Genomic DNA, 24453 nt, shown 5'->3' with positions numbered 1-24453 from the left:
TAAGGAGATGGCCCTCATGAACAACACATCGCAGGCAGACGGCGAGAGCCTCGCAACGCCCCGGGACGGCGAACGTGCCGTCCAGTCGTCCGAGCAGGTCCGGTCCGCGCTCCGCTCGGAGATCGCCAACGACGAGGCGGCGGTCAAGGCCAGGGCCGTGCGCCAGGTCCGGATGCGCAAGATCAAGGTCCGGGTGTCCCAACTCCTGCTGGGCGTCGTGATCCTGGGCGGCTGGCAGATCCTCGCCACCGACAAGGTCATCGACCCGTTCTTCTTCGGCACCCCCACGGGCGTCGTCTCGCAGCTGGTCGACTGGTTCCAGCACGGCACCGAGTTCGGCTCCATCTGGACGCAGATCGGCGTCACGATGGAGGAGGCCCTGCTGGGCTTCGTCTACGGCGTCCTGGCGGGCGTGGTACTCGGCGTCGTACTCGGCCAGTTCAAGTTCCTCGCCGACGTGATCGGTCCCTACATCAAGATCGTGAACGCGGTCCCGCGCATCGTGCTCGGCTCGCTCTTCGTGGTCTGGCTGGGTCTCGGGACCCCCGCCAAGGTCCTGCTGGCCTCCGTCCTGGTGTTCTTCGTGGTGTTCTTCAACGCCTTCCAGGGCGTGCGCGAGGTGGACGTCGTCTTCCTGAACAACGCCAAGGTCCTCGGCGCCTCCCGGCTGCAGATCATCCGCCACGTGGTGCTCCCCTCGGCGCTCACCTGGATCACCGCCAGCCTCCACGTCGCCTTCGGCTTCGCCGTCATCGGCGCGATCGTCGGCGAGTTCCTCGGGGCCCAGCAGGGCCTGGGCCTGGTGATCTCCAGCGCTCAGGGCCACTTCGACCCCAACGGCGTCTTCGCCGCGATGGTGATCATCGGCGCCATCGCGCTGACCGCCGAGTTCGGCATCAGCTTCGCGGAGAAGAAGCTGCTCGCCTGGCGCCCGGCCTCCCGTCAGGAGACGGCCGGCATGTGAGCCCGCGTCGGGCCGCACGCGCAAGCCTCCGTCAGTTCGCAGGCTCCGTCAGTTCGTGAGCCTCTGCCGGTTCGTAAGACCCCTTCGGTTCGCCTCCCCACCCGGCATCCCCACCCGAAAGGCAGTGACAAAGATGTCCACCAAGAAGTTCTCCGTCAGATCCCGCCGCAACGTCGCCCTGGCCGCCGCCGGTACTCTGCTCGCCACCCTCGGCCTCTCGGCCTGTGGTTCCTCCTCCGGCAGCGGCTCCGCGCCGGTGGTCAACGGCATGCCGACGGTCACCATGATGGTCGGCGGCATCGACAAGCAGATCTACCTGCCGTACGAGCTGGCCCAGAACCTGGGCTTCTACAAGAAGTACGGCGTCAACATGCAGCTCAGCACCGAGACCCAGGGCGGTATCGGTGCCGAGGACGCGATGGCCTCCGGCCAGGTCGACTTCGCCGGTGCCTGGTACGTCCACACCTTCGACTTCCAGTCCAAGGGCAAGGACGTCATCTCCGTCGCCCAGTTGAGCGCCGCCCCCGGCGAGCGCGTGATGTGCTCCAAGAACTCGGGCGTCACCACCCCCGCCGACTTCAAGGGCAAGAGCATCGGCGTCACGGACCTCGGCTCCGGCACCGACGACCTGATCCAGCAGCTGGCCTCGCACTACGGCCTCAACACCAGCGAGTACCACCGGGTTGGCGTGGGCGACGGCGCGACCCTGCTCTCCTCGCTGCAGCAGGGCCGGGTGGCCTGCGCCATCACCACCCAGCCGACTGTCAACGCGGTCGAGAAGGCCGGGGCCGGCGTCTCCGTCCTCGACCTCTCCAGCCCGCAGGGCGCCACCAAGTGGCTGGGCGGCACCTGGCCCGCCGCGGCGGTGCTGGCGCAGTCGGACTGGGTCAAGAACAACCAGGCCACGGTGCAGAAGGTGGTCGACGCGCTGGTCGCGACGATGCACTGGATCCACACCCACACGGCCGCGGACATCGCCAACGCGCTGCCGCAGTCCTACGTGAGCAACGGTCTGACCTCCAAGTCGGACTACATCGCGACGCTGCAGGAGGACCTGGGCCAGTTCCTCCCGGACGGCATGATGCCGTCCAACGGCCCCGCGACCGTCCAGACCACGGCGAAGATCGAGGGCGACAACCTCAGCGGCGTCAGCATCCCCGGCACGTACACCAACCAGTACGTGGTCGCGGCGAACAAGGCGCTCGGCTTCGGCGGCTGACGCGCTTCGCTCGTGCAATAGAGCGAGTTGCACTATCTAGGGGCGCGGGGAACTGCGCGACAAGCCACCCTGTGCGGATGGCCCTGCTCGTTCGGGGGGCTCACCGCACAGGGTGGCTTGTCGCGCCCCTGCGGCGGAGCCGCAGCGCACCTACAGCAACCGCGGTATCGGCGGAGCCCCCAGCGACTCCGCCGCGCGCTGCAGCGCGCTGGCGAGGAGCGCGAGATCCGTTGGGCCGTTGCCCAGTTCGCGGACCGGGCGTTGGGTCGGGGGTTCGCCGAGGGTCGTCCAGTCCAGCGGGGTGACCGTCGGCCGCAGCGTCGCGGTACGCGGAATGCGGCCGGTGATGCGCGCGGACTGGAACGCGGTGACGCCGCCGTCCGGGTGGCGGGCCAGGCCGCGGCCGGGCTGGTCGTCGGTGAGGGCCGCGGCGTCCTCGACGTGGATCAGCAGGGCGGAGGCGACCGGGGAGTCGATCCGCAGGGCGACCCGCAGCTGCGCGGCCTCGTCGACCGCCGTGCCAGCGCCCCGCTCGGGGTGAGCGGTGGTGACGGCGAGGCGCACGCCGAGTCGGGGGCCGCGCTGGGCGACGTCCTCCAGGACGTGGGCCAGCGGGGAGCCGAGCAGCGCGTCCCAGTCGTCGACGGCCACGATCAGGTGGGGGAGCGGCTCCGCCTCGACAGCGACGGCGCCCTGCGCACCCTGGGTGCCCTGGGGTGCCTGCTGCGGGTAGTCGTCGGCGGGGCGGCGCGGCGGGGCCAGCCGCGCGAGCGCGCGCTCGGCGTGCCACGCGGCGAACGAGCGGCCCTGCAACAGCGAGGCGCGGCGGTCCAGTTCGGCGCTCAGCGCCTGCGCGGCGTCGCGCAGCAAGGGGCCGTCGGTGGTGGCCACATGGCCGATGACGTGCGGGAGTTCGACGGCGGGGGCGAGGCCGTGGGCCGGATCCTGCGGTGGACGGCCCTCGATCAGCAGCAGGCCCAGCCGGTCGGGGCGTTCCGCCACGGCGAGTGACGCGAGCAGCGAGCGGAGCAGCTCGGTACGGCCCGACTGAGGGGCGCCGCCGATCAGCAGGTGGTCGGTCAGGTCGAAGGAGTAGCCGCCGTCCCGGGCGACGCCGACCGTCGCGGTCGGCACGTCGCCGGAGCTGATCCGCAGGTCGGCCCAGCGGGCGGAGATCTTGGCGGGGGTGACCAGGTCGAGACCGAGCAGGTCGAGCAGGCGGGCGGCCTCGGGCAGGGCGGTGCGGGCACTGCCCGGACGGCGGGCCGCGTCCTGCTCGCGCAGGGGAGCGAGGGCGCGGGCCAGACGGCCGGCCCACGCGGCGCCGACCGCGTCCAGGGCGACGCCGGCCACCAACTCCCGCTCCGGCGCGGCACGGTGCTGACCGGCCGCGCCGCGCGCGGCTGAACCGGCCGAGGGGACCGGACGCTCCATGTCCAGCAGAGTGCCGACCTCGCCGGAGATCTGGACGACGGCCCCGCAGCCCTGCGGCAGCGCCTCCGGGTACTCGTCGAGGTGGAGCACGTGGATGCCGCGGGCGGGGCCGTGGGCCAGCAGTTCGGCGATGGCCTCGCGGGCGTCCTCGCTGCCCGGGTCGCCGTCGATGACGACCACGGTGGCCCGGCCCCGCGGGCTCGGATGACCGTGACCCGACGCCGAGCTAGACACGTGACCGGCCGCACCGCCCGCCTGGGCGTCCTCGCCCCAACCAGGGGCCAGTTCGGCGAGCCGGGCCAGGGCCTGCTGGGAGTCGAAGGCCGTCAGGGCGCGGCAGGGCTGACCGTGGGTGGGGCGCAGATGCGGCAGCCAGGGCAGCCAGGACCAGGCGTCCGTACGGTCGTCCAGTGGACGGGACTCGTCGGCCGAGATCAGCACCAGCTCCAGCGCGGACGGCGCGTGCAGCACCGCGAGCTGCGCCAGCAGCGCCCGGACCAGGCCGGTCAGCCGGGGACGCGGGCCGGTGAGGCCGAGGCTGCCTGCCGCGCGCAGGTCGAGGGTGACGGGGGTGTGCGCGCGGGTGCCGAGGCGGAGCACCAGGGCGTCGGGATGGTCGAGCGTGCGCTCCCAGAGCCGGGGGCCCGGGCCGATCGCGGTGAGCAGCATCTCCGCCGGGTCGGGCCAGCGGCCGGAGTCGCGCGGCGGGGCCTGTGCGGGGACGACGGCGGCGGGCTGCGCGGGACGGCGCAGGCCGAGACCGATCCGGAAGCCGCGCCCGTGTGTCAGCTGCGGTCGGTTGTCAGAAGAGCCACCCACGGGGTGCCCTGACGGGGCGTCGGACGCGGAGGCCGCCGAGGCCCCGGAGGGGCGCTGCGGAGCGGGACTGTGGGGGCGCGGTGAGCCGGCCTCGGAAACCGGCGGCAGCATGCCCGTGCCGGACGCGGTGCGCCCCGTCGGACCGCCTTGACTGCCTGAACCGCCTCCGGCTCCTTGACCGCCCGCACCGCCGCCCGACGCGAACGCCCCGCCGCGGGTGGGGACTTGGACCGTGCCGTGGCCGTCGGGCAGGACCTCGGCCCGGTCCGGCGAGGCGGGGACGACCCGCAGCGCGCTCTCGCCCAGCGAGATCAGCGCGCCCGGCGGCACCGGACGCGGCTCCGACCCGACCGTACGGCCGTCGAGCTCGGTGCCGTTGGTGGAGCCGGTGTCGGCGACAGTGACCCGCCCGTCGGCGCCGACCTCCAGCGCCAGGTGGAAGCGGGAGACGTCCGGATCGTCCAGCGGGACGTCGGCGTCGGAGGAGCGGCCGACGACCACCCGGCCCGGGTGCAGCAGGTGGATGCCGCCCGCGTCGGGGCCGCCGACCACGTGCAGGGCCGTGGTGGTGCCGCCGGGCTCGGCCGCGTCGTCCGGGTCGGGAGCGTCCAGGCGCAGCACCGCGCCGTCGACCAGCGGCGGGTGTCCGAGCACGGTGTGCTCGTCGAGGCGGCGGCCCTGGGCGTAGAGATGGATGTGCGTGGCCGCGCGACCGGCGCGTCCGCCGGGGCGCGCCCCCACGGCGCCCGCGAGCGCCCCCGCGACCGCGCCGAGCGTGGTGCCCACCGGGGCGCTGACCAGTACGTCCGCCGCAGGGGCGGAGGGGCCGCCGCCGGAGTGGCGGGCTGTTGCGGCATGCGGGTGCGACGTGTGTGCCGTCTGCGACGGCGAGCCGCTCTCGCGCGGCCCAAGCACGGTCAGCCGGATCTGCATGCGCCCTGCCCCTTCCCGCCCGCACGCGATGGTCGTCGCCACGGTGTCGGATGCATCCTCCCATCCGCCACCGACAGTTCGCGCACAGCACCCGATCGGATGATCTTCGGAACGTATCAGCGCGCTCCGGGCGTCCTTGCACGCGGAACGCCCTTCGGCGACCTCCCTGTCGTCGTCCCCTCGGCGCGTTCTGCCAGGTCCGTGTCAGGATCTCGGCCGGATCGCCGCCGTCACGGCACGACGGCGGCTTCGAACGCCGTTAGAGTTGCCGAAAACGCGAGCAGCCCCCATGGGGCCGGGGGGACCGGCCACTCACGGCGCGGGACGAATGGCACGACGAGGAGCGCACGGTGCGGCCGGTTGGCAGTAAGTACCTGCTGGAGGAGCCGCTGGGACGCGGCGCCACCGGGACGGTCTGGCGTGCGCGGGTCCGCGAGGACCTCGACGCCAGGGCGAGTGGCGACGGTCACACCCTGGGCGTGATCCCTGGTGCCGCCGTGGCCATCAAGGTCCTCAAGGAGGAGCTGGCCACCGACCCGGACGTGGTCATGCGCTTCCTGCGCGAACGCGCCGTGCTGCTGCGCCTGGTCCACCCGAACGTGGTCCGGGTCCGCGACCTGGTGGTCGAGGGGGAGCTGCTGGCCCTGGTCATGGACCTGGTCGACGGTCCCGACCTGCACCGCTACCTGCGTGCCAACGGCCCGCTGAGCCCGGTGGCGGGCGCGCTGCTGATGGCGCAGATCGCCGACGCGCTGGCGGCCAGCCACGCCGACGGCGTCGTGCACCGCGACCTCAAGCCCGCCAACGTGCTGCTGGCCTCGGTCGACGGACCGGACGGCGGCACCATGCACCCGCTGCTCACCGACTTCGGCATCGCCAGGCTCGCCGATTCGCCCGGCATCACCCGCACGGCCGAGTTCGTCGGCACGCCCGCGTACGTCGCGCCCGAGACGGCCGAGGGTCGGCCGCAGACCGCCGCGGTCGACGTCTACGGCGCGGGGATCATGCTCTACGAGCTGCTCACCGGACAGCCCCCGTTCCAGGGCGACGGCGCGCTGCAGATCCTGCAGGCGCACCTGTCGCAGCGTCCGGAGCGCCCGCGGACGATGCCCGAGCCGCTGTGGACCGTGATCGAGCGCTGCCTGGAGAAGGATCCCGCACGCCGCCCCTCCGCCGTCGCGCTGGCGACCGCGCTGCGCACGGTGGCGGCGGGCATCGGCGTCCACGCCTCGGTCGCCGAGATCGAGGCGGCCAACGCGGTGGCCATGCTGCTCACGCCGCCGCCCCAGCCCACTCCGGCAGGTTCGGAGGACCCGACGCTGCCGCGCGGCGTCCCGTCCTCCGCCGACGGCTGGTCGCCCTCCGCGCCGACCGAGGTGCTGCCGCAGGGTGGCTACGGCCAGGCGGCGGGCGCGGCGAGCGCGATGAACGCTGCGAATGCGGCGACGCTGGCCGGCTTCGCGGCCCCCGCCGCGGACCCGACCCAGGTGCTGCCCGCGCACGGGGCGGGCGACCCGACGGCGCTGCTGCCGCAGAGTCAGGGCATGGGCCCTGCCGGACACCAGGGGCGCGGCCTCGGGCAACCCGCGGACCCCACCGCCGTGCTGCCGCAGGGTCAGCTGGACGGCCCGCACCCGTGGGAGTCGCAGCTGCGCGCGGCCCGGAGCCGGAACGAGCAGACCCAGCTCGGTCAGCTGGGCGAGTTCGAGGTCGACCCGTTCGCCGCGCCGCCGCAGGTCGCGCCCGCGCCCTACCGGCAGCAGCAGGCCCGAGCCCAGGCGCAGCCACCGCAGGCGGCACAGGCCCAGCGTGGCCGGCCGCAGGTCGCGCCGCCCGTCTACCGGCCCGAGCCGGAGCCCGCCCCCCAGCCCGCGCGCCGCATGGCAGAGCGCGCGCCCGAGCGTGCGCCCGAGCGCGAGCGGGAACGCGAGCCGGAGCCCGCACCCCGGCGTGAGCGTGCGCCCCGGAGGCGGCACCACATCCCGGGCAGCGGCTGCCTCAAGTTCCTGCTGGTCCTGATCGTCGCCGGGTTCCTGATCTGGGAGTTCTCGCCGCTGCACGGCTGGATCGACCACATCGTGGCCACCGTCGAGGGCTGGTGGCACCAGGTCTCCAACTGGTTCCAGCAGATCACCAACACGGCCAACAAGGTCAAGCACACCGTCAACCAGATCCCCGGCGCGGGCAGCAACGGCGGCTGACGCCGCGTCGGAGCCGCCTGGCGGGTGGAGTGCTGTCGCCACCCCGAGGGGTTGCAGGGCCGGTCCGAGCAGCAGGTTTGACGATTTGTCGACACCTGACGGCCCGTCCACCCCCTGCTTTCCCCCAAACGGCTCCAAGCCGCGTACTTTGGTCGCTGACACCGACGCCGGGCGACCGGCAGCCGTCGTCCCTATCGGCGTGCGTCGGTCCCGACAGCCCCAGATCGCGCACGGAGCAGCCTTGGCACGCAAGATCGGTAGCCGGTACACCGCGCACACGGTGATCGGCCGTGGCTCGGCGGGCACCGTCTGGCTCGGCGAGGGTCCGGAGGGTCCGGTCGCCATCAAGATCCTGCGCGAGGACCTCGCCTCCGACCAGGTCCTGGTCGGCCGGTTCGTGCAGGAGCGCACCGCACTCACCAGCCTGGACCACCCCCGGGTGGTCGGCGTCCACGACCTGGTCGTCGACGGTGACGACCTGGCCCTGGTGATGGAACTCGTCCACGGCAGCGACCTGCGCTCACGCCTCGAACGGGAGGGCCCGTTCACCCCGCAGGCCGCCGTCTCGGTCGCCGCCGACGTCGCCGAGGGGCTGGCCGCCGCGCACGCGGCCGGGATCATCCACCGGGACGTGAAGCCCGAGAACATCCTGCTCGACCAGGCCTCCAGCCCCGGCCCCGGCGGAGTGCCGCGCGCCAAGCTCTCCGACTTCGGCATCGCCCGCCTGGTCGACGCGCCCCGCCGCACCCGGAACACCCGGATCATCGGCACGCCCGACTACCTGGCCCCGGAGATCATCGAGGGGCTGGAGCCGCGCGCCGCGGTGGACATCTACGCGCTGGCCACCGTCCTGTACGAGCTGCTCGCCGGGTTCACCCCCTTCGGCGGCGGCCACACGGGCGCGGTGCTGCGCCGCCACGTCACCGAGACCGTGCCGCCGCTGCCCGGACTGCCGGAGCCGCTGTCGAAGGTGCTGACCCAGTGCCTCGCCAAGGCACCCGCCTCGCGCCTGCGCGCCACCGAGCTCGCGGGCGCGCTGCGCGACCTGCTGCCCGGCCTGGCCGGACTGCCCGTGCTGCGCGTCGCCCACCCCGACGCCCCGGACGTCCCCCCGCTGCCCGGCTACGACCCCGACGTCCCGGGCGACTACGACGAGGACGACGACTACGACGACCGGGCTGATCGGACAGGCCGGACCGACCGGGCTGATCGGGACGACCGGGACGAGCGGAACCACCGGGACGGCCGGGACGCCTACGGCCGGCCCGCCGGCGACGGCGCCCACCGCGGCTCCGGGCAGCGCCGTCGCCGGGGCGCGGCCGTGCCGCTGGTGCCCAGCAGCGCGCCCGACTCGACCCGCGAGACCCACACCAACCTGCGCCGCCCGCGCCCCGAGGACCTGGCCGCGCTGGCCGAGGCCTCCGAGGCCCAGCGCAGCGCCCGCGGCGGACTGGGCGGAGCGCTCGGCGGCCTCGGCGCGCTCGGCAACGGGCTGGGCAACAGCCTGGGCGGCCGGGAGCGCGTCCCCGGCGGATCCCAGCGCAGCGGCGTGGGCGGTGCGGCGGTCCGGCGTCGTCGCCGACTGCTGGCCGCGGCAGCCGTGGTCGTCTGTGCGGTCACCCTGCTCGGCGGCTACGCCGCGCTGTCCGGCTCCGGCGACGGGAACCGGGACAACCCCGGCGACGCCGCCTCGCCCAGCGCCCACCACGGGCGGTCGGCCGGGCTGCCGCAGGCGCCGGTCGCGGGCCAGAGCGACGCCACCGACGCCGGCGGCACCGCCCACCTCCCGAGCTGGGCCTCCTGGTCCGACGCGCCCACGCCGCCGGCCCCGCTGGTCAGCGGCATCCGCGCGCTGCGGCTCGGCGCCACCGGCACCGTCTTCGTCTTCGGCACCGACGCGACCGGCGCGGTCCGCTACCTCACCCGCAGCGGCCAGTCCTTCGGCCCCTGGGGCAAGCTGACGGGCATACACGTCAGCGGTGAACCCGCGCCGGTGGCGCTGTCCGACGGGACGCTGCGGCTGTTCGCGCGCGGCACCGACGGCCTGATCTACCTGCGCGACCTCACCCCCGGCGGCACCTGGACGCCGTGGAGCCAGCTCGACGGCCAGATGCACGTCGACGCGCCCCCGGCGGCGGTCGCCACCGGCTCCCGGATCGACCTGGTCGCCCGGGTCGGCAACGGGCTGGCCACCACCTCCTACGTCAACGGCGCGTGGACCGCCTGGGCGGCGGTCTCCACGGTGGGCGCGGTCAGCGGCACGCCCACGCTGATAGGGGAGAGCGGCGGCCGGGTCGACGCCTTCGTCAGCACGGCCTCGGGCACGGTCCAGCACACGCTGCTCTCCGGTGGGCTCTGGCACCTGGCCCGCACGGTCACCGGTGTGACGGCGGCCGAGCGTGCGGAGGCGGTGCAGGACGCCTCGGGCGGGCTGTTCGTCTTCTCGACCGGCACCGACTACGCGGCGTCCAACGCGGCCGGGCAGTCCTGGATCGGGGCCTCCCTGCCCGGCGCGCCGGACTCCCCGTTCGCACCGGCCGCCTGCGCGGACACGGGCGGTTTGCTGCTGTTCCGGGTGACCCCCACGGGCGGCCTCCAGTTCACCCACGGCCGTTAAGCACGGAGAGCCCGTCCCGCTCTGCATTACGCTTGGCCTGTGGCAGCCATTGATCCTTCCGAAGAGCTCAAGTCCCTCGAATCGACCATGCAGTCGATCGAGGCAGTCGTCGACCTGGACAAGCTCCGGGCCGACATCGCGGTCTTCGAGGAGCAGGCCGCCGCACCGGACCTGTGGGACGACGTCGACCATGCCCAGAAGGTCACCTCCAAGCTCTCCTACCTCCAGGGCGAGCTGCGCAAGATCGAGAACCTGCGCAGCCGGATCGAGGACCTGGAGGTCCTCTTCGAGCTGGCCGAGGCCGAGGGCGACGCCGACGCGCGCGGCGAGGCCGAGGGCGAGCTGGAGTCGGTCCGCAAGTCCGTCCAGGAGATGGAGGTCCGCACCCTCCTGGCCGGTGAGTACGACTCCCGTGAGGCGCTGGTCAACATCCGCGCCGAGGCCGGTGGCATCGACGCGGCGGACTTCGCCGAGCAGCTGATGCGTATGTACATGCGCTGGGCCGAGCGCCACGGCTACCCGACCGAGGTCTACGACACGTCCTACGCGGAGGAGGCGGGCATCAAGTCCGCGACCTTCGCGGTCAAGGCGCCCTACGCCTACGGCACCCTCTCGGTCGAGCAGGGCACCCACCGCCTGGTGCGCATCTCGCCCTTCGACAACCAGGGCCGCCGTCAGACGTCGTTCGCTGGCGTCGAGGTGCTGCCGGTCGTCGAGTCCAGCGACCATGTCGACATCGACGAGAAGGAACTCCGCGTCGACGTCTACCGCTCCTCCGGCCCCGGCGGCCAGGGCGTCAACACCACCGACTCGGCGGTGCGCATCACCCACCTCCCCACCGGCATCGTGGTCTCCTGCCAGAACGAGCGCTCGCAGATCCAGAACAAGGCCTCGGCGATGAACGTCCTCCAGGCCAAGCTGCTGGAGCGCCGCCGCCAGGAGGAGCGCGCCGCGATGGACGCCCTCAAGGACGGCGGCAGTTCCTGGGGCAACCAGATGCGCTCGTACGTGCTGCACCCGTACCAGATGGTCAAGGACCTGCGCACCGAGTACGAGGTGGGCAACCCGCAGCAGGTGCTGGACGGCGAGCTGGATGGCTTCATCGAGGCCGGCATCCGGTGGCGCAAGGCGCAGGAGAAGGCTGCTTCGTAGATGCCGGCCGAGATGAACGACCGGCACAGCATCGAGGCCGGCATCCGCTGGCGCAAGGCGCAGGAGAAGGCAGCGTCGTAACGCCCTTCACGGGGCCTTCATGGGCCCCCGACAAGCCCTCCACGGGGTGTTCAGAGAGTCAGAAGGGGCCCGGCGGTCGTAAGTTGACCGCCGGGCCCTCGTCGCACCATGCTGTCGCGCGGCAGAGCCTTAAGTGAGCCTTTTGTGCGAAAGCCGCACGAAGTACGGAAGGGGCGGACGTGGGTCGGGGACACCGGAGAAAGAGCGGCGGTATACGTGTCGCGGGCGTCGCGCTCGCGCTTGCGGGGGCGGGGCTGACAGTGGCGGGGGCTGCCAACGCGGCCACGACCCCGTCTCCCGTTCCGACCGCGGCCCCGTCCGCGACGAGCAACGGGGGCCTCCTCGGCGGGCTCCTCGGGGGCGGCAGCGGCGGTGACGACGGCGGCCTCGGCGGCAGCGCCAGTGCGACGCCGTCCGACAGCGGCACGCCCTCCGGCTCGACGTCCGCCACGGGATCGGCCTCCGCCTCGCCCTCGGGCTCCGCGTCCGCGTCGGCCTCGGCCTCGGACAGTGCGAGCGGCAGCGCGGCCCCGAGCTACGCGGCGCCGACCCAGGCCCCGCCGCGGACCCAGCTCGCGGAGACCGGTGGCGGCGCGGACACCACGCTGATCCTGGTCGGTGGCCTCACCTTCGTGCTGGGCGGCGTCGTCTTCCGCTTCGGCCCGCGTGCGGCGAACGCCCGCAAGCACTGAGCGGGCAGCACCCGCACGAACGCGGAGGGCCCGGGTTCCGACCGTCGGTCGGAACCCGGGCCCTCCGGGTGTCTATTGCCTCAGGCGAAGGCGTGCCGTGCTATCAGCACGCAGGCCACCAGTGCCGCCACCAGGGCGATCACGGCGGCGGGGGACAGGGAGGCGAACAGCCCCTGCTGCTGCATCATGCGCTGTCGGCTCGCCCGGCAGGTCGGGCAACGGCCCTCGCTCACGGGACCCGAGCAGTTGGCACACACCAGACGGTCGAGCGTCATCGCGATCTCCTCCTCCGATGTGCACAACGCACCACCTGGTCCGGGTGGTTCCCTCCACTGTGCCACGTCACGCACGATCCAGCGTGATTCCGGTCTTTCCCCTGGTAGCCGTCCGTGATCGACCGACTGCGTAGGCCGATTTTGCCTGACGGATTGTCCAGGAATGTCCGCTACTGTCCGTGAACTCCCCCACCTTTCGCGGCGTGAACCTGCGGGTCCGCATGAGCTTCGCGTAAGGTCGGCCGAGCCCTGTCCGCCTACACTGCCCACCGTGATGCAGCCGTGATCCGATTCGACAACGTATCCAAGACCTATCCGAAGCAGAACCGTCCCGCGCTGGACAATGTCTCGCTCGAGATCGAGAAGGGTGAGTTCGTCTTCCTCGTCGGTTCCTCCGGCTCGGGAAAGTCGACCTTCCTGCGCCTGATTCTGCGTGAGGAGCGTCCGAGCACCGGAAGTGTGCACGTGCTCGGAAAGGACCTGTCCAAGCTGTCCAACTGGAAGGTGCCGCACATGCGGCGGCAGTTGGGCACCGTGTTCCAGGACTTCCGCCTTCTCCCCAACAAGACCGTCGGCCAGAACGTCGCCTTCGCCCTCGAAGTCATCGGCAAGCCGCGCGGGACCATCAAGAAGGTCGTCCCCGAGGTCCTCGAACTGGTCGGCCTGGCCGGCAAGCAGGACCGCATGCCTGGTGAGCTCTCCGGTGGTGAGCAGCAGCGTGTGGCCATCGCCCGCGCCTTCGTGAACCGACCGATGCTCCTGATCGCGGACGAGCCGACCGGAAACCTCGACCCGCAGAACTCCGTCGGCATCATGAAGCTGCTGGACCGGATCAACCGGACCGGCACCACCGTGCTGATGGCGACCCACGACCAGGCGATCGTCGACCAGATGCGCAAGCGCGTCATCGAGCTGGACCAAGGACACCTGGTCCGCGACCAGTCCCGCGGCGTCTACGGCTACCAGCACTGATTAGAGGACCTGTCCATGCGAGCCCAATTCGTCATGTCGGAGATCTGGATCGGTCTCCGACGCAACCTGACGATGACCATCGCCGTGATCGTGAGTGTGGCCCTGTCGCTCACCCTCGCCGGCGCGGCCATGCTATTGAACTCCCAGGTCAGCCAGATGAAGGGGTACTGGGGCGACAAGGTCGAGGTGTCGATCTACTTCTGCAACAAGAACGACACGACCAACCTGGGGAAGACGCCCAACTGCGCCTCCGGCGTGGCGACCCAGGCGGAGATCAACCAGGTCCACGCGAACCTGGACAAGAACTCCCTGGTGGAGACGGTCTACACGGAGACGCCGCAGCAGGCGTTGGTCAACTTCAAGGCCCAGTTCCCGGATTCGCCGCTCGCCCCGTACATCACCGCCGACGCGTTCAACAACGCGCTGCGCGTGAAGCTGACCAACCCCCAGGACTACGACCAGATCGCCGGTCTGGTCGCGGGCCAGCCCGGCGTGGCCTCGGTCGACGACCAGAGCGCCGTGCTGAAGCCGCTGTTCAACCTGATGGACACCGGCCAGTGGGTCGCGGTCGTGGTGATGGTCGTCATGCTCGGCGTGACGCTGCTGCTGATCGTCAACACCGTTCGTGTGTCGGCGTTCAGCCGTAAGCGCGAGACCGGCATCATGCGACTGGTCGGCGCCTCCAACTACTACGTGCAGATGCCGTTCATCGCCGAGGCGGCCTTCGCCGCCGTGGTGGGCGCGGTCCTTGCCTCCGGCATGCTGGCGATCGGCAAGTACGTGCTGATCGACATGGTGCTGAAGAAGCAGATCACGCTGATCAGCTTCATCGGTTGGGGGCCTGTGGTCCAGGTCATGCCACTGCTTCTGGTGATCGGTGTCGGCATGTCCTCGCTGGCTGCCTTCCTCACCCTGCAGAAGTACCTGAAGGTCTGACGGAGCGACAACTCACGGATAACTCCGCTGATCAAACCGTACGACAAGCCCCGGAACGCGTACTGCGTCCGGGGCTTTTCGTCGTCTTCGGGCATGTCGCCGGAGCCTTCGCCTCTAGACTCTTCGTCCATGTCACCAACTCGTCGCGTGCTACGGCTCCAGCTGACGCTGGGGCTGGTGTTCGTGACGGTGTGCGCGGTCGGTGTGGGGACCGGTGCGTGGGGGAGCGAGGGGCGGTCGACGACGTCCGTCGCCGCTGCCGCCCCGTCGTCGCACCGGGACGGCAGCTCCTACAGTTCCGACAGCTCTGCCGGGTCCGACGCCACCGACGCCACGGACCGGTGGGCCGCCGACTACACCGCGCAGCAGTTCGCTGCCTACAGCCAGGAGTTGGACGGCCACTACGTCGGCGTCGGGCTCTGGGTGGCCCGCTCGCCGCAGGGCGAGGTGAGCGTCACGAGGACGCTTCCCGGCGGTCCCGCCGCGCTCGGCGGCGTCCGCGCGGGCGAGCGGCTGCTCGCGGTCGGCGGGACGCCGGTGACCGGGCTGCCCGTCACCGAGGTGGTCAGCCTGCTGCGCGGCGGTTCGTCCGACGCGGTCGGCTCGCCGGTCGCGCTGCAGCTCCAGGAGGGCTCGACGCCTACGTCCGCCGTGGTGGTCGTGACGCTGCACCGGGCCCTGCTGGACGAGGACGACGTCCACGTCGACCACCCGGCCCAGGGGGTCACCCGGATCAGCATGGACGCCTTCACCCTCGGTGTCTCCGAACAGGTCCAAGCTGCCGTACGGCAGTTGGAGCTGCATCCGGCGACGGACGGGCGCGGGATCCTGCTCGACCTGCGCGGCAACTCCGGCGGCCTGGTCAGCGAGGCGGTCGCCACGGCGTCGGTCTTCCTGGACGGCGGACCGGTCGCCCGCTACCGGTCGGGCGGCGGCGCGCCGCAGCAGGTGCTGCAGGCCGCGTCCGGCGGCGACACCTCGACGCCGTTGGTGGTGCTGGTCGACAGCGGCACGATGAGCGCCGCCGAACTGGTCACCGGCGCGCTCCAGGACCGCGGTCGCGCGGTCGTGGTCGGCAGGCCCACCTTCGGCAAGGGCGCGGTGCAGCAGCCGCAGACCCTCTCCGACGGCGTGGTGCAGGAGCGTACGGTCGGCAACTACCTCACCCCGTCCGGCCACTCGCCGGACGGCCAGGGCATCCAGCCCGACGTCGAGGTCCCGACGAACGCCACCCCGCAGGCGGCGGAGAACACCGCCCTCACGGTCCTCGACGATCTCTCCGACGTGAACAGCCAGTAGGGCCTCCCCGGCGGGGTGCGGGAAAAGGCCCGTGCCCGCAGTGGGTACGAAGTGCGAGAATGGCCCGCACTATGGCGAAGAAGAAAGACGACCCGCGCAACAAGCTCATCGCCTCGAACAAGAAGGCGCGGCACGACTACAACATCATCGACGAGTACGAGTGCGGCATGGTGCTGATGGGCACCGAGGTCAAGTCGCTCCGTGCCGGCCGCGCCTCCCTGGTCGACGGCTTCGCGGAGGTGACCGGCGGCGAGATGTGGCTCCACAACGTCCACATCATGGAGTACGCCCAGGGCACCTGGACCAACCACGCCGCCCGGCGCAAGCGCAAGCTGCTGCTGCACAAGTGGGAGATCGACAAGCTGGACCAGAAGCTGAAGGAGACCGGCTACACGCTGGTGCCGCTCTCCATCTACTTCAAGGACGGCCGGGCCAAGCTCCTCCTCGCGCTCGCCCAGGGCAAGAAGATGCACGACAAGCGGCAGACGCTGCGTGAGAAGCAGGACCGCAGGGAGACCGACCGCGCCATGGCCGCGGTCCGCCGCCGCCAGCGGGCCTAGGGTTAATGAACTGGACCTTGCCAGTCGGTGCGCCGTAGCATGGACAACGTTCCTCCGGGTCTCCCCGGATCAGGTGGGACGGCGACGGCGAAAGCCGACGCTTTGACAACTGAACAGCACCCTTGCATGGGGGTGATCGGTTTCGACTGGGGATGTCGAGGCAGGAGAAGCGAGCCGAGGAACGCGGCAATGATCTCGTTAACCACGTGTCGCAAAACATAATCGCCAACACCAAGCGCGATACCTTCGCCCTCGCCGCCTGAGCGAGCATCGAAGGAGTCAGACCGGGCGCGTCTCCGTCCCGGATCCTGGCTTAATCTAGGAGACTCCACCGTTCGGCCCGGTCGCGGGGGCGCACGGAACACCAAACAGTGACTGAGCCCGTCGGGAGCTTGTCTGCGTGACTCCCGGGGCCGAGAAAAGCACAGCAGACTGCGCTCGGAGAAGCCCTGGTTCCGCACCACAGGACGCGGGTTCGATTCCCGCCACCTCCACCACCGCATCCCAGCGATGCAGCCCATGCGAACAGAAAGCCGCCCGGTCCTCCGGGCGGCTTTCTGCGTTTCGCGGCGCGTTATATCCCGCTCGTGCGGGCGGCCTGGAAGGTCTGGTAGGCGGCGCGGGCCTCGGAGAGGGCGAGGGGCCAGTCGAAGCCCGGGGTGTCGTCCTGGCCCGGGGCGGTGAGGGAGAGCGGGGCGGGGGTGAGGACGCGGGCGCCCGCGGTGCGCAGGGTGTCCAGGGAGCGGGCGTACTGCGGGTGTGCGGCGAGGGCCCCGTTGACGCAGGGGAGCGCCACGGTCGGGATGCCGCGCCCGAGCGCTTCGGCGGCGTAGCCGAGGACGAAGGAGTCGGTCAGGCCGAGGGCCCAGCGGTTGATCGAGTTGAAGGTGGCCGGGGCGAGCAGCACGACGTCCGCGGCGGGCCAGACGTCCGCCTCGCCCGGCAGCTTGTAGTGGGCGCGGACGGGATGTCCGGTGAGGGCCTCCAGGCCGGGCAGATAGGGGTGGAGCCAGCCGGCCGCGGTCGGGGTGAGTCCGAGGCAGACCTGCCAACCGTCGGCCTGGGCGCGCTCCACGGCGACGGCGATGTTCAGTACGGGTTGGGCACCGGTGCCGAGGAGATAGAGGGTGTGTTCTCCTGTCATGGCACCACCCAACATGGCGATCGGTGGATCTTGCAAGTGATTCACCCTTCGGCCTCAGGCTGTACCCAAACCGTCCTGAAGTGCCTGCTCAGGCGACAGGTGCGGCGAAGTCGATCGGGTGGACGTACTGCCAGGCCGACTTCTCCGGCTTCATCAGCTTGAACATCAGCGGCAGCAGCGCGTCCCTGACCACGCGGCCGACCGGGCCCGCGGCCTTGCGGGCGTTGGTGCGGGCCGTCGCCTTCATGATCCGCTCCACTCGGGGTCGGCGCAGCTGCTCGTAGGTGGCCAGCGCCTGGTCGACCGGCAGGTCGCGCAGGCAGCGGGCGAGCTGCACGGCGCTCTCGATCGCCAGCGACGCGCCCTGGCCCGAGCTGGACGAAGGGGCGTGCACCGCGTCGCCGACCAGGACCATCCGGCCGCGGCTCCAGGTCGGGACCGAGGGCATGAACTCCATGCTGCCCGCGAACATCAGCTCCCCGGGATCGGTCCGCTCCAGCAGCCGGACGGCCGGGTTGGCGTCCTCGCGGAACAGCTCGACCATCGTCCGGAGCCAGAACTCCGCGCCCTTCGCGCGCTGCTCGGCCACGGTGACCGGGGTCGTGCTGGGGAGGTTGACGAACCAGAGGCAGCGGCCGTCCTCGAAGACCTGCCAGCCGAGGAAGGCCCGCTTGCCGAAGGACATGTACATCTTGCCGCCGGTGTCCGGCAGGCCGCTGTCCTCGACCCAGCCGCCGAAGCTGTGCGTGCCCGCGTACTCCGCGTCGGGCGCGGACGGGTCGATCAGCCGCCGGACCGTGGAGTGGATGCCGTCCGCGCCGATCAGCAGGTCGGCGGTGGCGGTGCTGCCGTCCTCGAAGCGCGCGGTGACCTGGGTGCCGTCGTCGACCGCGTCGACCAGGCGCCTGCCGGTCAGCGTGGTGACGCCCGCGGCCTCGGCCGCGTCGTTCAGCACCCGGTAGAGGTCGGAGCGCTGCACGAACCGCTGCGCCGGGACGCCGGGCAGGTTGCCGAACTCGCCGAGGTGCTTGCCGTTCCAGCTCTCGATGACCATGCCCTCCATCGGCGTGCTGACGGCGCGGACCGCGTCGCCGATGCCGACGGCGTCCAGGGCTTCGAGGCCGTTGGGGGCGAACCCCATCCCGCCGCCGATGCCGTCGGCGGTTCCGGCGTAGGCCTCGCAGACGGTGGCGCGGATGCCGACCCGCTGCAGGGCCGTCGCGACGACGGGGCCGGCGATGCCGCCCCCGATGACCAGTGCGGTGCGGACCCGCTGCGACGCGGTGCCCGCCTGAAGCTGGGTGGTGGTCGTCTTGTCCATGGATCGATAGTCGCAATGAAACTAGTCTCCTGTCAACTAGTTCGTGGCTGTCTATGCGGAGGGTGTCGAGTGCCGGAGGGGAAGTCGCACCGCTAGCACCGCGCGGGCCGCCGCGGCTGCCTAGGCTGGGTCCCATGGCGACCCCCCGCGCACTCGACCGACGTGCCCTGAATCGGGCCTTGATGGAGCGTCAGTTCCTGCTGTCCCGCGTGCGCCGGACGCCGCTCGACGTGATCGGGCGGCTGGTCGGCCTGCAGTCGCAGATCCCGCTGAACCCCTACACCGCCCTGTGGTCGCGGATCGCCGACTTCGACCCTGCCGAGGCCTCCGCGCTGCTGGCCGAGCGGCGCACCGTCCGGCTGTCGACGCTGCGCGGGACGATCCACCTGCACGACGTCGAGGACGCGCTCACCCTGCGGGCGTTCACCCAGCCCGTGCACGACGCCACCCCGTACGGCGAGCGGGTGGTCTTCCGCGGCCCGCTGGCCGGGGTCGAGCCCGAGGCGCTCTGGGCCGCCGCCCGTGAGCTGCTGGACGCTGATCCGCTGACGCCTGCCAGGCTGGGCGCCGCGCTGGCCGAGCGGTTCCCCGGGTGCGAGCCCGCCGCGCTCAGCACGGCGGTGCGCTACAAGTTCTCGCTGGTCCAGGTCACCCCGCGCGGGGAGTGGGGCCGCAGTCTGGCGGCCACCCTCACCACCGTCGAGTCCTGGCTCGGCCGTCCGCAGCAGCGGCCCGACGTCGAGGCGATCGTGCTGCGCTACCTCGCCGGGTTCGGGCCCGCGAGCGTCCAGGACGCGCAGAGCTGGAGCGGGGTGACCCGGCTCGGCGAGGTGTTCGAACGGCTGCGGCCACAGCTCGCGGTCTTCGCCGACGCCGTGACCGGCCGGGAGCTCTTCGACCTCCCCGACGCGCCGCGTCCCGACCCGGAGACCCCCGCGCCGCCGCGTTTCCTGCCGGACTACGACAACGTGCTGATCGGACACGCCGACCGCAGCCGGGTCCTGGATGAGCGCGAGCGGGCCGAGCTCTTCTCCCGGGGCAACGGCTACCGTCCCGCGCTGCTGGTGGACGGGCGGCTCGCCGGCGCGTGGTCGTACGCACGGCCGAAGCGGAAGGGCGAACCGGCCGCGCTGGAGATCGAGTTGTTCGCCCGGCAGGCGGCGGCCGTGCGTGAACGGATCGAGGCCGAGGCCGCTGAGCTGCTGACTTTCCTCGCTCCCGACGCAACCGAGCGGACGGTGGCCCTCCACCCGAGCGCCCGGAGGGCGTAGGATCAACAGTTCCCTTTTTCGGGGAAACGCAGCGCCCACGTTGGACCACAGGGGATCTCATTGGCCTCGCCCACGCAGCACACGACCGAACACACGGCCGACCACAGGGCCGACCGCAGCCTTGCGGCGGCAGAGATGCCCGAGAAGTCCGAATCCTTGTCGGGGACCGCGGAGGAGACGGTGTTCGACCGCGAGATCGCGGTCGAGCAGGCCCACCTCGACACGGTCTACCAGCGGCTCGGCGAGAAGCTCGCCGAGGCCGAGTTCATCCTGGACGACGCCAACCGCAAGTTCCTGGCCGGGACGCCGGGCGCGCTCGCCGAGCGCGACGCCCAGGCCTACCAGGCCGGACGCCATCTCCAGCGGCTCACCAACGAGTTCGAGGACTTCCTCTTCGGCCGGATCGACCTCCAGGCGCCGGACCGCCCCGAGGAGGACGGCTTCCCCTCGCAGACCCCGCTCGACCCGGCCGACCCGGACATCGCGGAAACCCTGCACATCGGCCGCCTCGGCGTGCTCGACGCCGAGTACGGCCCGCTGGTCATCGACTGGCGCGCGCCCGCAGCCGCGCCCTTCTACCGGGCCACCCCGCGTCAGCCCGGCCGGGTGGTGCGCCGCCGGGTGATCCGCTCGCGCGGACGCAAGGTGCTCGGCGTCGAGGACGACCTGCTCCGCCCCGACCTGGAGCCGCGCCTCGACGGGCGCCCGATCACCGTCGTCGGCGACGGCGCGCTGATGGCGACGCTCGGCCGGGCCCGCAGCCACACGATGCGCGACATCGTCTCCTCGATCCAGCAGGAGCAGGACGAGGTGATCCGCGCCCAGGCGGCCGGGGCCACCCTGGTCACGGGTGGTCCGGGTACCGGCAAGACCGCCGTCGCCCTGCACCGCGCCGCCTACCTGCTCTACCACGACCGCCGCCGGTACGCGGGCGGCATCCTGGTGGTCAGCCCGACGCCGCTGCTCGTCTCCTACACCGAGGGCGTGCTGCCCGCGCTGGGCGAGGAGGGCCAGGTCGCCATCCGCGCCATCGGCAGCCTGGTCGACGGCGAGGAGGCCGACCGCTACGACATCCCGGAGACCGCCCGGCTCAAGGGCTCCTCGCGGATGGTCGCGCTGCTGCGCCGGGCCGCTCGTGCCGCGCTCGACGGCCCGGACACCCCCTCCGAGCTGCGCGTCGTCGCCTTGGGCGAGGTGCTCAAGCTGGACGCCGACAACCTGCGCGGACTCCGCCGCACGGTGCTCGGCGGCAACACGCCGGTCAACCTGCTCCGGCCGCGTGCCCGGCGGGTGCTGCTCGACGCGCTCTGGACCCAGCTGCGGCGCGGTCGCCCGACCCCGGCGGACCGCTACGAGCGCGAGGAGCTCCAGCGGCAGCGGGAGGCGTTCGAGGAGTACGTCACCGACGAGGACGTCTTCCTCGACTTCTTGGACGCGTGGTGGCCCGCGCTGACGCCGCGCGCGGTGCTGGCCGCCCTCGCCGACCAGCGCCGCCTCGGCGGCCTGGCCCGTGGCGCTTTCACCCGGCCTGAGCTGCGGCTGCTGGTCGACTCCTGGCGGCATCTGGACCGGCGCGGTCGCGGCGGCGTCAGCGTCGCCGACGTGGCGCTGCTGGACGAGCTCCAGGTGCAGCTCGGCGAGCCGTACCGGCCGCGGGTGCGCGAGGTGGACCCGGTCGACGCGCTCACCGGCCTGGACGAGGTCACCACCTACGGCGACCGCCAGCGCCGCGAGCAGGAGCAGCGCGCCGCGGCTGCCGCCGATCGCCGCGACTACGCCCACGTCATCGTGGACGAGGCGCAGGACCTGACGCCGATGCAGTGGCGGATGGTCGGCCGCCGCGCCCGCAACGCGACCTGGACCATCGTCGGCGACCCGGCCCAGTCGTCCTGGATCGACCCGGCGGAGGCGCAGGCGGCGATGGACGAGACCCTCGGGTCCAAGCCGCGCCGACGCTTCACGCTGACCACCAACTACCGCAACCCGGCCGAGATCGCCGAGGTCGCCTCGCGGATCCTGGCCCAGGCCGCGCCCGGCACCGAGCCACCCGTCGCGGTCCGCTCGACCGGGGCGCTGCCGCGCTTCGCGGCGGTCGCGACGGAGGACGCGATGGGCGAGGCCGCGCGGTCGGAGGTGGCGCGGCTGCTGGACGAGGTCCAGGGCACCGTCGGCATCGTGGTGCCGATGGAGCGGCGCGAGGAGGCGCGCGAGTGGATCGCGGGCCTCGGCGAGCGCGCCGTCGCGCTGGGCAGCCTGGAGGCCAAGGGCCTGGAGTACGACGCCACCGTGGTCGCCGACCCGTCGGGCATCGCGGGGGAGTCGGAGGCGGGCCTGCGGGTGCTCTACGTGGCGCTGACGCGGGCGACGCAGCGGCTGACCGTGCTGAGCGGCCCGCTGGACCTGCCGGACTCGGCCGGCGTCCCGGCGCTGCTGCACGGCTGAGCGCGGGCTGACCCGCGCTGACGCTGCTGATGCGGCATCAGTTCGGCGCACGCAGTCAGGGCTCCCTACCGGATCGGTAGGGAGCCCTGACTGACGGAGCGTCTGATACGGCACCGACCCGCCATGCTCGCCTCGCGGCAAGTGGTCGCTCGTAGCGACGAAGGTTGGGCCCGGGGGCTTGGATCGAGCCGGTGCCGTACAGCCAGAGTAACAAAGGTCCCCCGGAACGCATTCCCCTCTTCCACATCTGTCCTGAAGTGCCTCCGTCCCGAACGCGCGGCGAACTCTCGGCGGAGTGTCGCTGCGGGGCGCCGGACCGGCGGATGCGCAGGCAGGATGGTCTGTGGGAGTCGGACGCCGAGGCCGGAGCATCTCAGGTTTCGTCCACGCTGCGGAACAATATTTCCGCCTACCGGCAAGTAGGTGGGACGATCGGGACGACTCATTCCACAGCACAGTCGAACAGCGGGTACAGGAAGAAGGCAACGTCGATGGCGGCGGTCCCCAGTGTGTCCAACTCGATCACAGTGCGGCTGGAGGTCCCGGCCCGCGGCAACGCGGTGAGCCAGATCACCACGTCCGTGGAGTCCTCCGGCGGGACCGTGACCGGTCTCGACGTGACGGCGTCCGGCCTCGAGGCGCTCCGGATCGACGTCACCATCGCGGCCGTCTCGGTCGCCCACGCCGAGGAGATCGTCGAGAAGCTCCGCACCATCGAGGGCATCTCCATCGGCAAGGTCTCCGACCGCACCTTCCTGATGCACCTCGGCGGCAAGATCGAGATGTCCAGCAAGCTGCCGATCCGCAACCGTGACGACCTGTCCATGATCTACACGCCGGGCGTCGCCCGCGTCTGCATGGCCATCGCCGAGAACCCCGACGACGCGCGCCGCCTCACCATCAAGCGCAACAGCGTCGCCGTGGTCACCGACGGCTCCGCGGTGCTGGGCCTCGGCAACATCGGCCCGAAGGCCGCGCTGCCGGTCATGGAGGGCAAGGCGGCCCTGTTCAAGCGGTTCGCCGGCATCGACGCGTGGCCGATCTGCCTGGACACCCAGGACAGCGATGAGATCGTGGCCATCGTCAAGGCCATCGCCCCGGGCTTCGCGGGCATCAACCTGGAGGACATCTCCGCCCCGCGCTGCTTCGAGATCGAGGCGCGGCTGCGTGAGGCGCTGGACATCCCCGTCTTCCACGACGACCAGCACGGCACCGCGATCGTCGTCCTCGCCGCGCTGATGAACGCGCTGCAGGTGGTCGGCAAGCACATCGGCGACGTGCGCGTCGTCATGTCCGGCGCGGGCGCGGCCGGCACCGCGATCCTCAAGCTGCTGATGGCGGCGGGCGTGCAGCACGCCACGGTCGCGGACGTGAAGGGCGTCGTCCACCTGGGCCGCGACGACCTCAACGACTCGCTCCGCTGGATCGCCGAGAACACCAACCGCAGCAACCGCACCGGCTCGCTGAAGGAGGCCGTGCACGGCGCCGACGTCTTCATCGGCGTCTCCGCGCCGAACGTCCTCGACGGCGACGACATCGCGGCGATGGCGGACGACGCGATCGTCTTCGCGCTGGCCAACCCCGACCCGGAGGTCGACCCGGCCGTGGCCCGCCAGACGGCCGCGGTCGTCGCCACGGGGCGTAGCGACTTCCCGAACCAGATCAACAACGTGCTGGTCTTCCCGGGTGTCTTCCGCGGCCTGCTGGACGCGCAGAGCCGGACGGTCAACACCGAGATGATGCTGGCCGCGTCGCGCGCGCTGGCCGGCACGGTGGGCGCGGACGAGCTCAACGCCAACTACATCATCCCGAGCGTCTTCCACCCGGACGTCGCGAAGACGGTCGCGGCGGCGGTCCGCGAGGCCGCCCACGAGGCGGGCTCGGCGCAGGCCCCTGCGGTGACCGAGACCGGGGCGATCCCGGTCGTTCACGGCTGACCTCGCGCCCACGCTGGGGGTCCCCCCGCCGAAGGCAGGGGGAGGAGCCGCAGATCAGCAGAGCCCCGCGCCCCTGACAAATTGCGTGGTTCCCCCGTCCGCGAAATGGCCGTTTCACGTTTGGGGACTACGCACAGCAACCGATACGGTGGCAACGGCGCGTCGGTTCCGAAAGGTGTGGAAT

The 24453-nt window shown here is 71.9% G+C and carries 17 protein-coding genes and 1 other RNA gene; 14 read left to right on the top strand and 4 right to left on the bottom strand.

What is annotated here, in order from left to right:
• Positions 1–16: 16 nt before the first annotated feature.
• Both I2501_RS31160 and I2501_RS31155 read left to right on the top strand, forming a co-directional pair.
• Positions 17–964 (top strand): ABC transporter permease, encoded by a 948-nt coding sequence (locus I2501_RS31160; protein WP_196197645.1) that lies wholly within the window; start codon positions 17–19, stop codon positions 962–964.
• Between the two features lie 133 nt (positions 965–1097).
• On the top strand, positions 1098–2183 hold the full coding sequence (locus I2501_RS31155) for an ABC transporter substrate-binding protein (protein ID WP_196197644.1): 1086 nt from the start codon (positions 1098–1100) through the stop codon (positions 2181–2183).
• A 150-nt stretch (positions 2184–2333) separates the two neighbouring features.
• Here the strand turns inward: I2501_RS31155 and I2501_RS31150 are convergent, their stop codons facing one another.
• A complete protein-coding gene (locus tag I2501_RS31150) occupies positions 2334–5369 on the bottom strand; it encodes an FHA domain-containing protein (RefSeq protein WP_196197643.1) in 3036 nt (1011 codons plus the stop codon).
• Positions 5370–5719: 350 nt separating this feature from the next.
• Here I2501_RS31150 and I2501_RS31145 point away from each other — a divergent pair, with 350 nt between their 5' ends.
• The 4 genes from I2501_RS31145 (at position 5720) to I2501_RS31130 (ending at position 12112) form a co-directional block, all read left to right on the top strand.
• A complete protein-coding gene (locus I2501_RS31145) occupies positions 5720–7570 on the top strand; it encodes a serine/threonine-protein kinase (protein WP_196197642.1) in 1851 nt (616 codons plus the stop codon).
• Positions 7571–7811: 241 nt separating this feature from the next.
• Positions 7812–10187, top strand: coding sequence for a protein kinase domain-containing protein (locus I2501_RS40990; protein WP_408022803.1), 2376 nt, complete (start codon positions 7812–7814; stop codon positions 10185–10187).
• Positions 10188–10226: 39 nt separating this feature from the next.
• Complete coding sequence (prfB, locus tag I2501_RS31135) at positions 10227–11339, top strand: peptide chain release factor 2 (protein ID WP_196197641.1); 1113 nt, start codon at positions 10227–10229, stop codon at positions 11337–11339.
• A 260-nt stretch (positions 11340–11599) separates the two neighbouring features.
• Positions 11600–12112: a hypothetical protein gene (locus I2501_RS31130; RefSeq protein WP_196197640.1), complete on the top strand. Its 513-nt coding sequence runs from the start codon at positions 11600–11602 to the stop codon at positions 12110–12112.
• Positions 12113–12192: 80 nt separating this feature from the next.
• On the opposite strand, the gene I2501_RS31125 is transcribed toward I2501_RS31130, so the two are convergent.
• Entirely contained in the window at positions 12193–12387 is a 195-nt protein-coding gene (locus I2501_RS31125; protein WP_196197639.1) for a hypothetical protein, read from the bottom strand.
• A 282-nt stretch (positions 12388–12669) separates the two neighbouring features.
• Here I2501_RS31125 and ftsE point away from each other — a divergent pair, with 282 nt between their 5' ends.
• The 5 genes from ftsE (at position 12670) to ssrA (ending at position 16651) form a co-directional block, all read left to right on the top strand.
• Entirely contained in the window at positions 12670–13359 is a 690-nt protein-coding gene (gene ftsE / locus I2501_RS31120) for a cell division ATP-binding protein FtsE (protein ID WP_196197638.1), read from the top strand.
• 15 nt (positions 13360–13374) lie between these two features.
• Positions 13375–14295 carry a permease-like cell division protein FtsX gene (ftsX, locus tag I2501_RS31115; RefSeq protein WP_196197637.1) on the top strand — a complete coding sequence of 307 codons (921 nt, stop codon included), beginning with the start codon at positions 13375–13377 and terminating at the stop codon, positions 14293–14295.
• A gap of 129 nt (positions 14296–14424) precedes the next feature.
• A complete protein-coding gene (locus tag I2501_RS31110) occupies positions 14425–15594 on the top strand; it encodes a S41 family peptidase (protein WP_236047568.1) in 1170 nt (389 codons plus the stop codon).
• Positions 15595–15665: 71 nt separating this feature from the next.
• Complete coding sequence (gene smpB, locus I2501_RS31105; RefSeq protein ID WP_196197636.1) at positions 15666–16154, top strand: SsrA-binding protein SmpB; 489 nt, start codon at positions 15666–15668, stop codon at positions 16152–16154.
• 128 nt (positions 16155–16282) lie between these two features.
• Positions 16283–16651, top strand: a transfer-messenger RNA (tmRNA) gene (gene ssrA, locus I2501_RS31100).
• Between the two features lie 77 nt (positions 16652–16728).
• Here ssrA and I2501_RS31095 read toward each other — a convergent pair.
• Positions 16729–17298 carry a flavoprotein gene (locus I2501_RS31095; protein ID WP_196197635.1) on the bottom strand — a complete coding sequence of 190 codons (570 nt, stop codon included), beginning with the start codon at positions 17296–17298 and terminating at the stop codon, positions 16729–16731.
• A gap of 88 nt (positions 17299–17386) precedes the next feature.
• Positions 17387–18619 (bottom strand): FAD-dependent oxidoreductase, encoded by a 1233-nt coding sequence (locus tag I2501_RS31090; RefSeq protein ID WP_196197634.1) that lies wholly within the window; start codon positions 18617–18619, stop codon positions 17387–17389.
• A 134-nt stretch (positions 18620–18753) separates the two neighbouring features.
• Here I2501_RS31090 and I2501_RS31085 point away from each other — a divergent pair, with 134 nt between their 5' ends.
• The 3 genes from I2501_RS31085 (at position 18754) to I2501_RS31075 (ending at position 24269) form a co-directional block, all read left to right on the top strand.
• The gene (locus I2501_RS31085) at positions 18754–19890 is read left to right on the top strand and encodes a winged helix DNA-binding domain-containing protein (protein WP_196197633.1); all 1137 of its coding nucleotides are present in this window, start codon (positions 18754–18756) and stop codon (positions 19888–19890) included.
• 135 nt (positions 19891–20025) lie between these two features.
• Entirely contained in the window at positions 20026–22332 is a 2307-nt protein-coding gene (locus I2501_RS31080) for a HelD family protein (RefSeq protein WP_196197632.1), read from the top strand.
• Between the two features lie 491 nt (positions 22333–22823).
• Entirely contained in the window at positions 22824–24269 is a 1446-nt protein-coding gene (locus I2501_RS31075) for an NAD-dependent malic enzyme (protein ID WP_196197631.1), read from the top strand.
• Positions 24270–24453: the final 184 nt, after the last annotated feature.

Source organism: Streptacidiphilus fuscans, from assembly GCF_015690355.1.
In the GTDB taxonomy this organism is placed as follows: Bacteria; Actinomycetota; Actinomycetes; order Streptomycetales; family Streptomycetaceae; genus Streptacidiphilus; species Streptacidiphilus fuscans.
The sequence above is the reverse complement of the archived record's forward strand: the minus strand, read 5'-3'. Positions and strand labels throughout refer to the sequence as shown.

Excerpts from the sequence above, each read along its gene's own strand:
- I2501_RS31160 (WP_196197645.1), top strand. The coding sequence starts at position 17 with ATGAACAACACATCGCAGGCAGACGGCGAGAGCCTCGCAACGCCCCGG.
- I2501_RS31155 (WP_196197644.1), top strand. The coding sequence starts at position 1,098 with ATGTCCACCAAGAAGTTCTCCGTCAGATCCCGCCGCAACGTCGCCCTG.
- I2501_RS31150 (WP_196197643.1), bottom strand. The coding sequence starts at position 5,369 with ATGCAGATCCGGCTGACCGTGCTTGGGCCGCGCGAGAGCGGCTCGCCG.
- I2501_RS31125 (WP_196197639.1), bottom strand. The coding sequence starts at position 12,387 with ATGACGCTCGACCGTCTGGTGTGTGCCAACTGCTCGGGTCCCGTGAGC.
- ftsX (WP_196197637.1), top strand. The coding sequence starts at position 13,375 with ATGCGAGCCCAATTCGTCATGTCGGAGATCTGGATCGGTCTCCGACGC.
- I2501_RS31110 (WP_236047568.1), top strand. The coding sequence starts at position 14,425 with ATGTCACCAACTCGTCGCGTGCTACGGCTCCAGCTGACGCTGGGGCTG.
- smpB (WP_196197636.1), top strand. The coding sequence starts at position 15,666 with ATGGCGAAGAAGAAAGACGACCCGCGCAACAAGCTCATCGCCTCGAAC.
- I2501_RS31095 (WP_196197635.1), bottom strand. The coding sequence starts at position 17,298 with ATGACAGGAGAACACACCCTCTATCTCCTCGGCACCGGTGCCCAACCC.
- I2501_RS31090 (WP_196197634.1), bottom strand. The coding sequence starts at position 18,619 with ATGGACAAGACGACCACCACCCAGCTTCAGGCGGGCACCGCGTCGCAG.
- I2501_RS31085 (WP_196197633.1), top strand. The coding sequence starts at position 18,754 with ATGGCGACCCCCCGCGCACTCGACCGACGTGCCCTGAATCGGGCCTTG.
- I2501_RS31080 (WP_196197632.1), top strand. The coding sequence starts at position 20,026 with ATGCCCGAGAAGTCCGAATCCTTGTCGGGGACCGCGGAGGAGACGGTG.
- I2501_RS31075 (WP_196197631.1), top strand. The coding sequence starts at position 22,824 with ATGGCGGCGGTCCCCAGTGTGTCCAACTCGATCACAGTGCGGCTGGAG.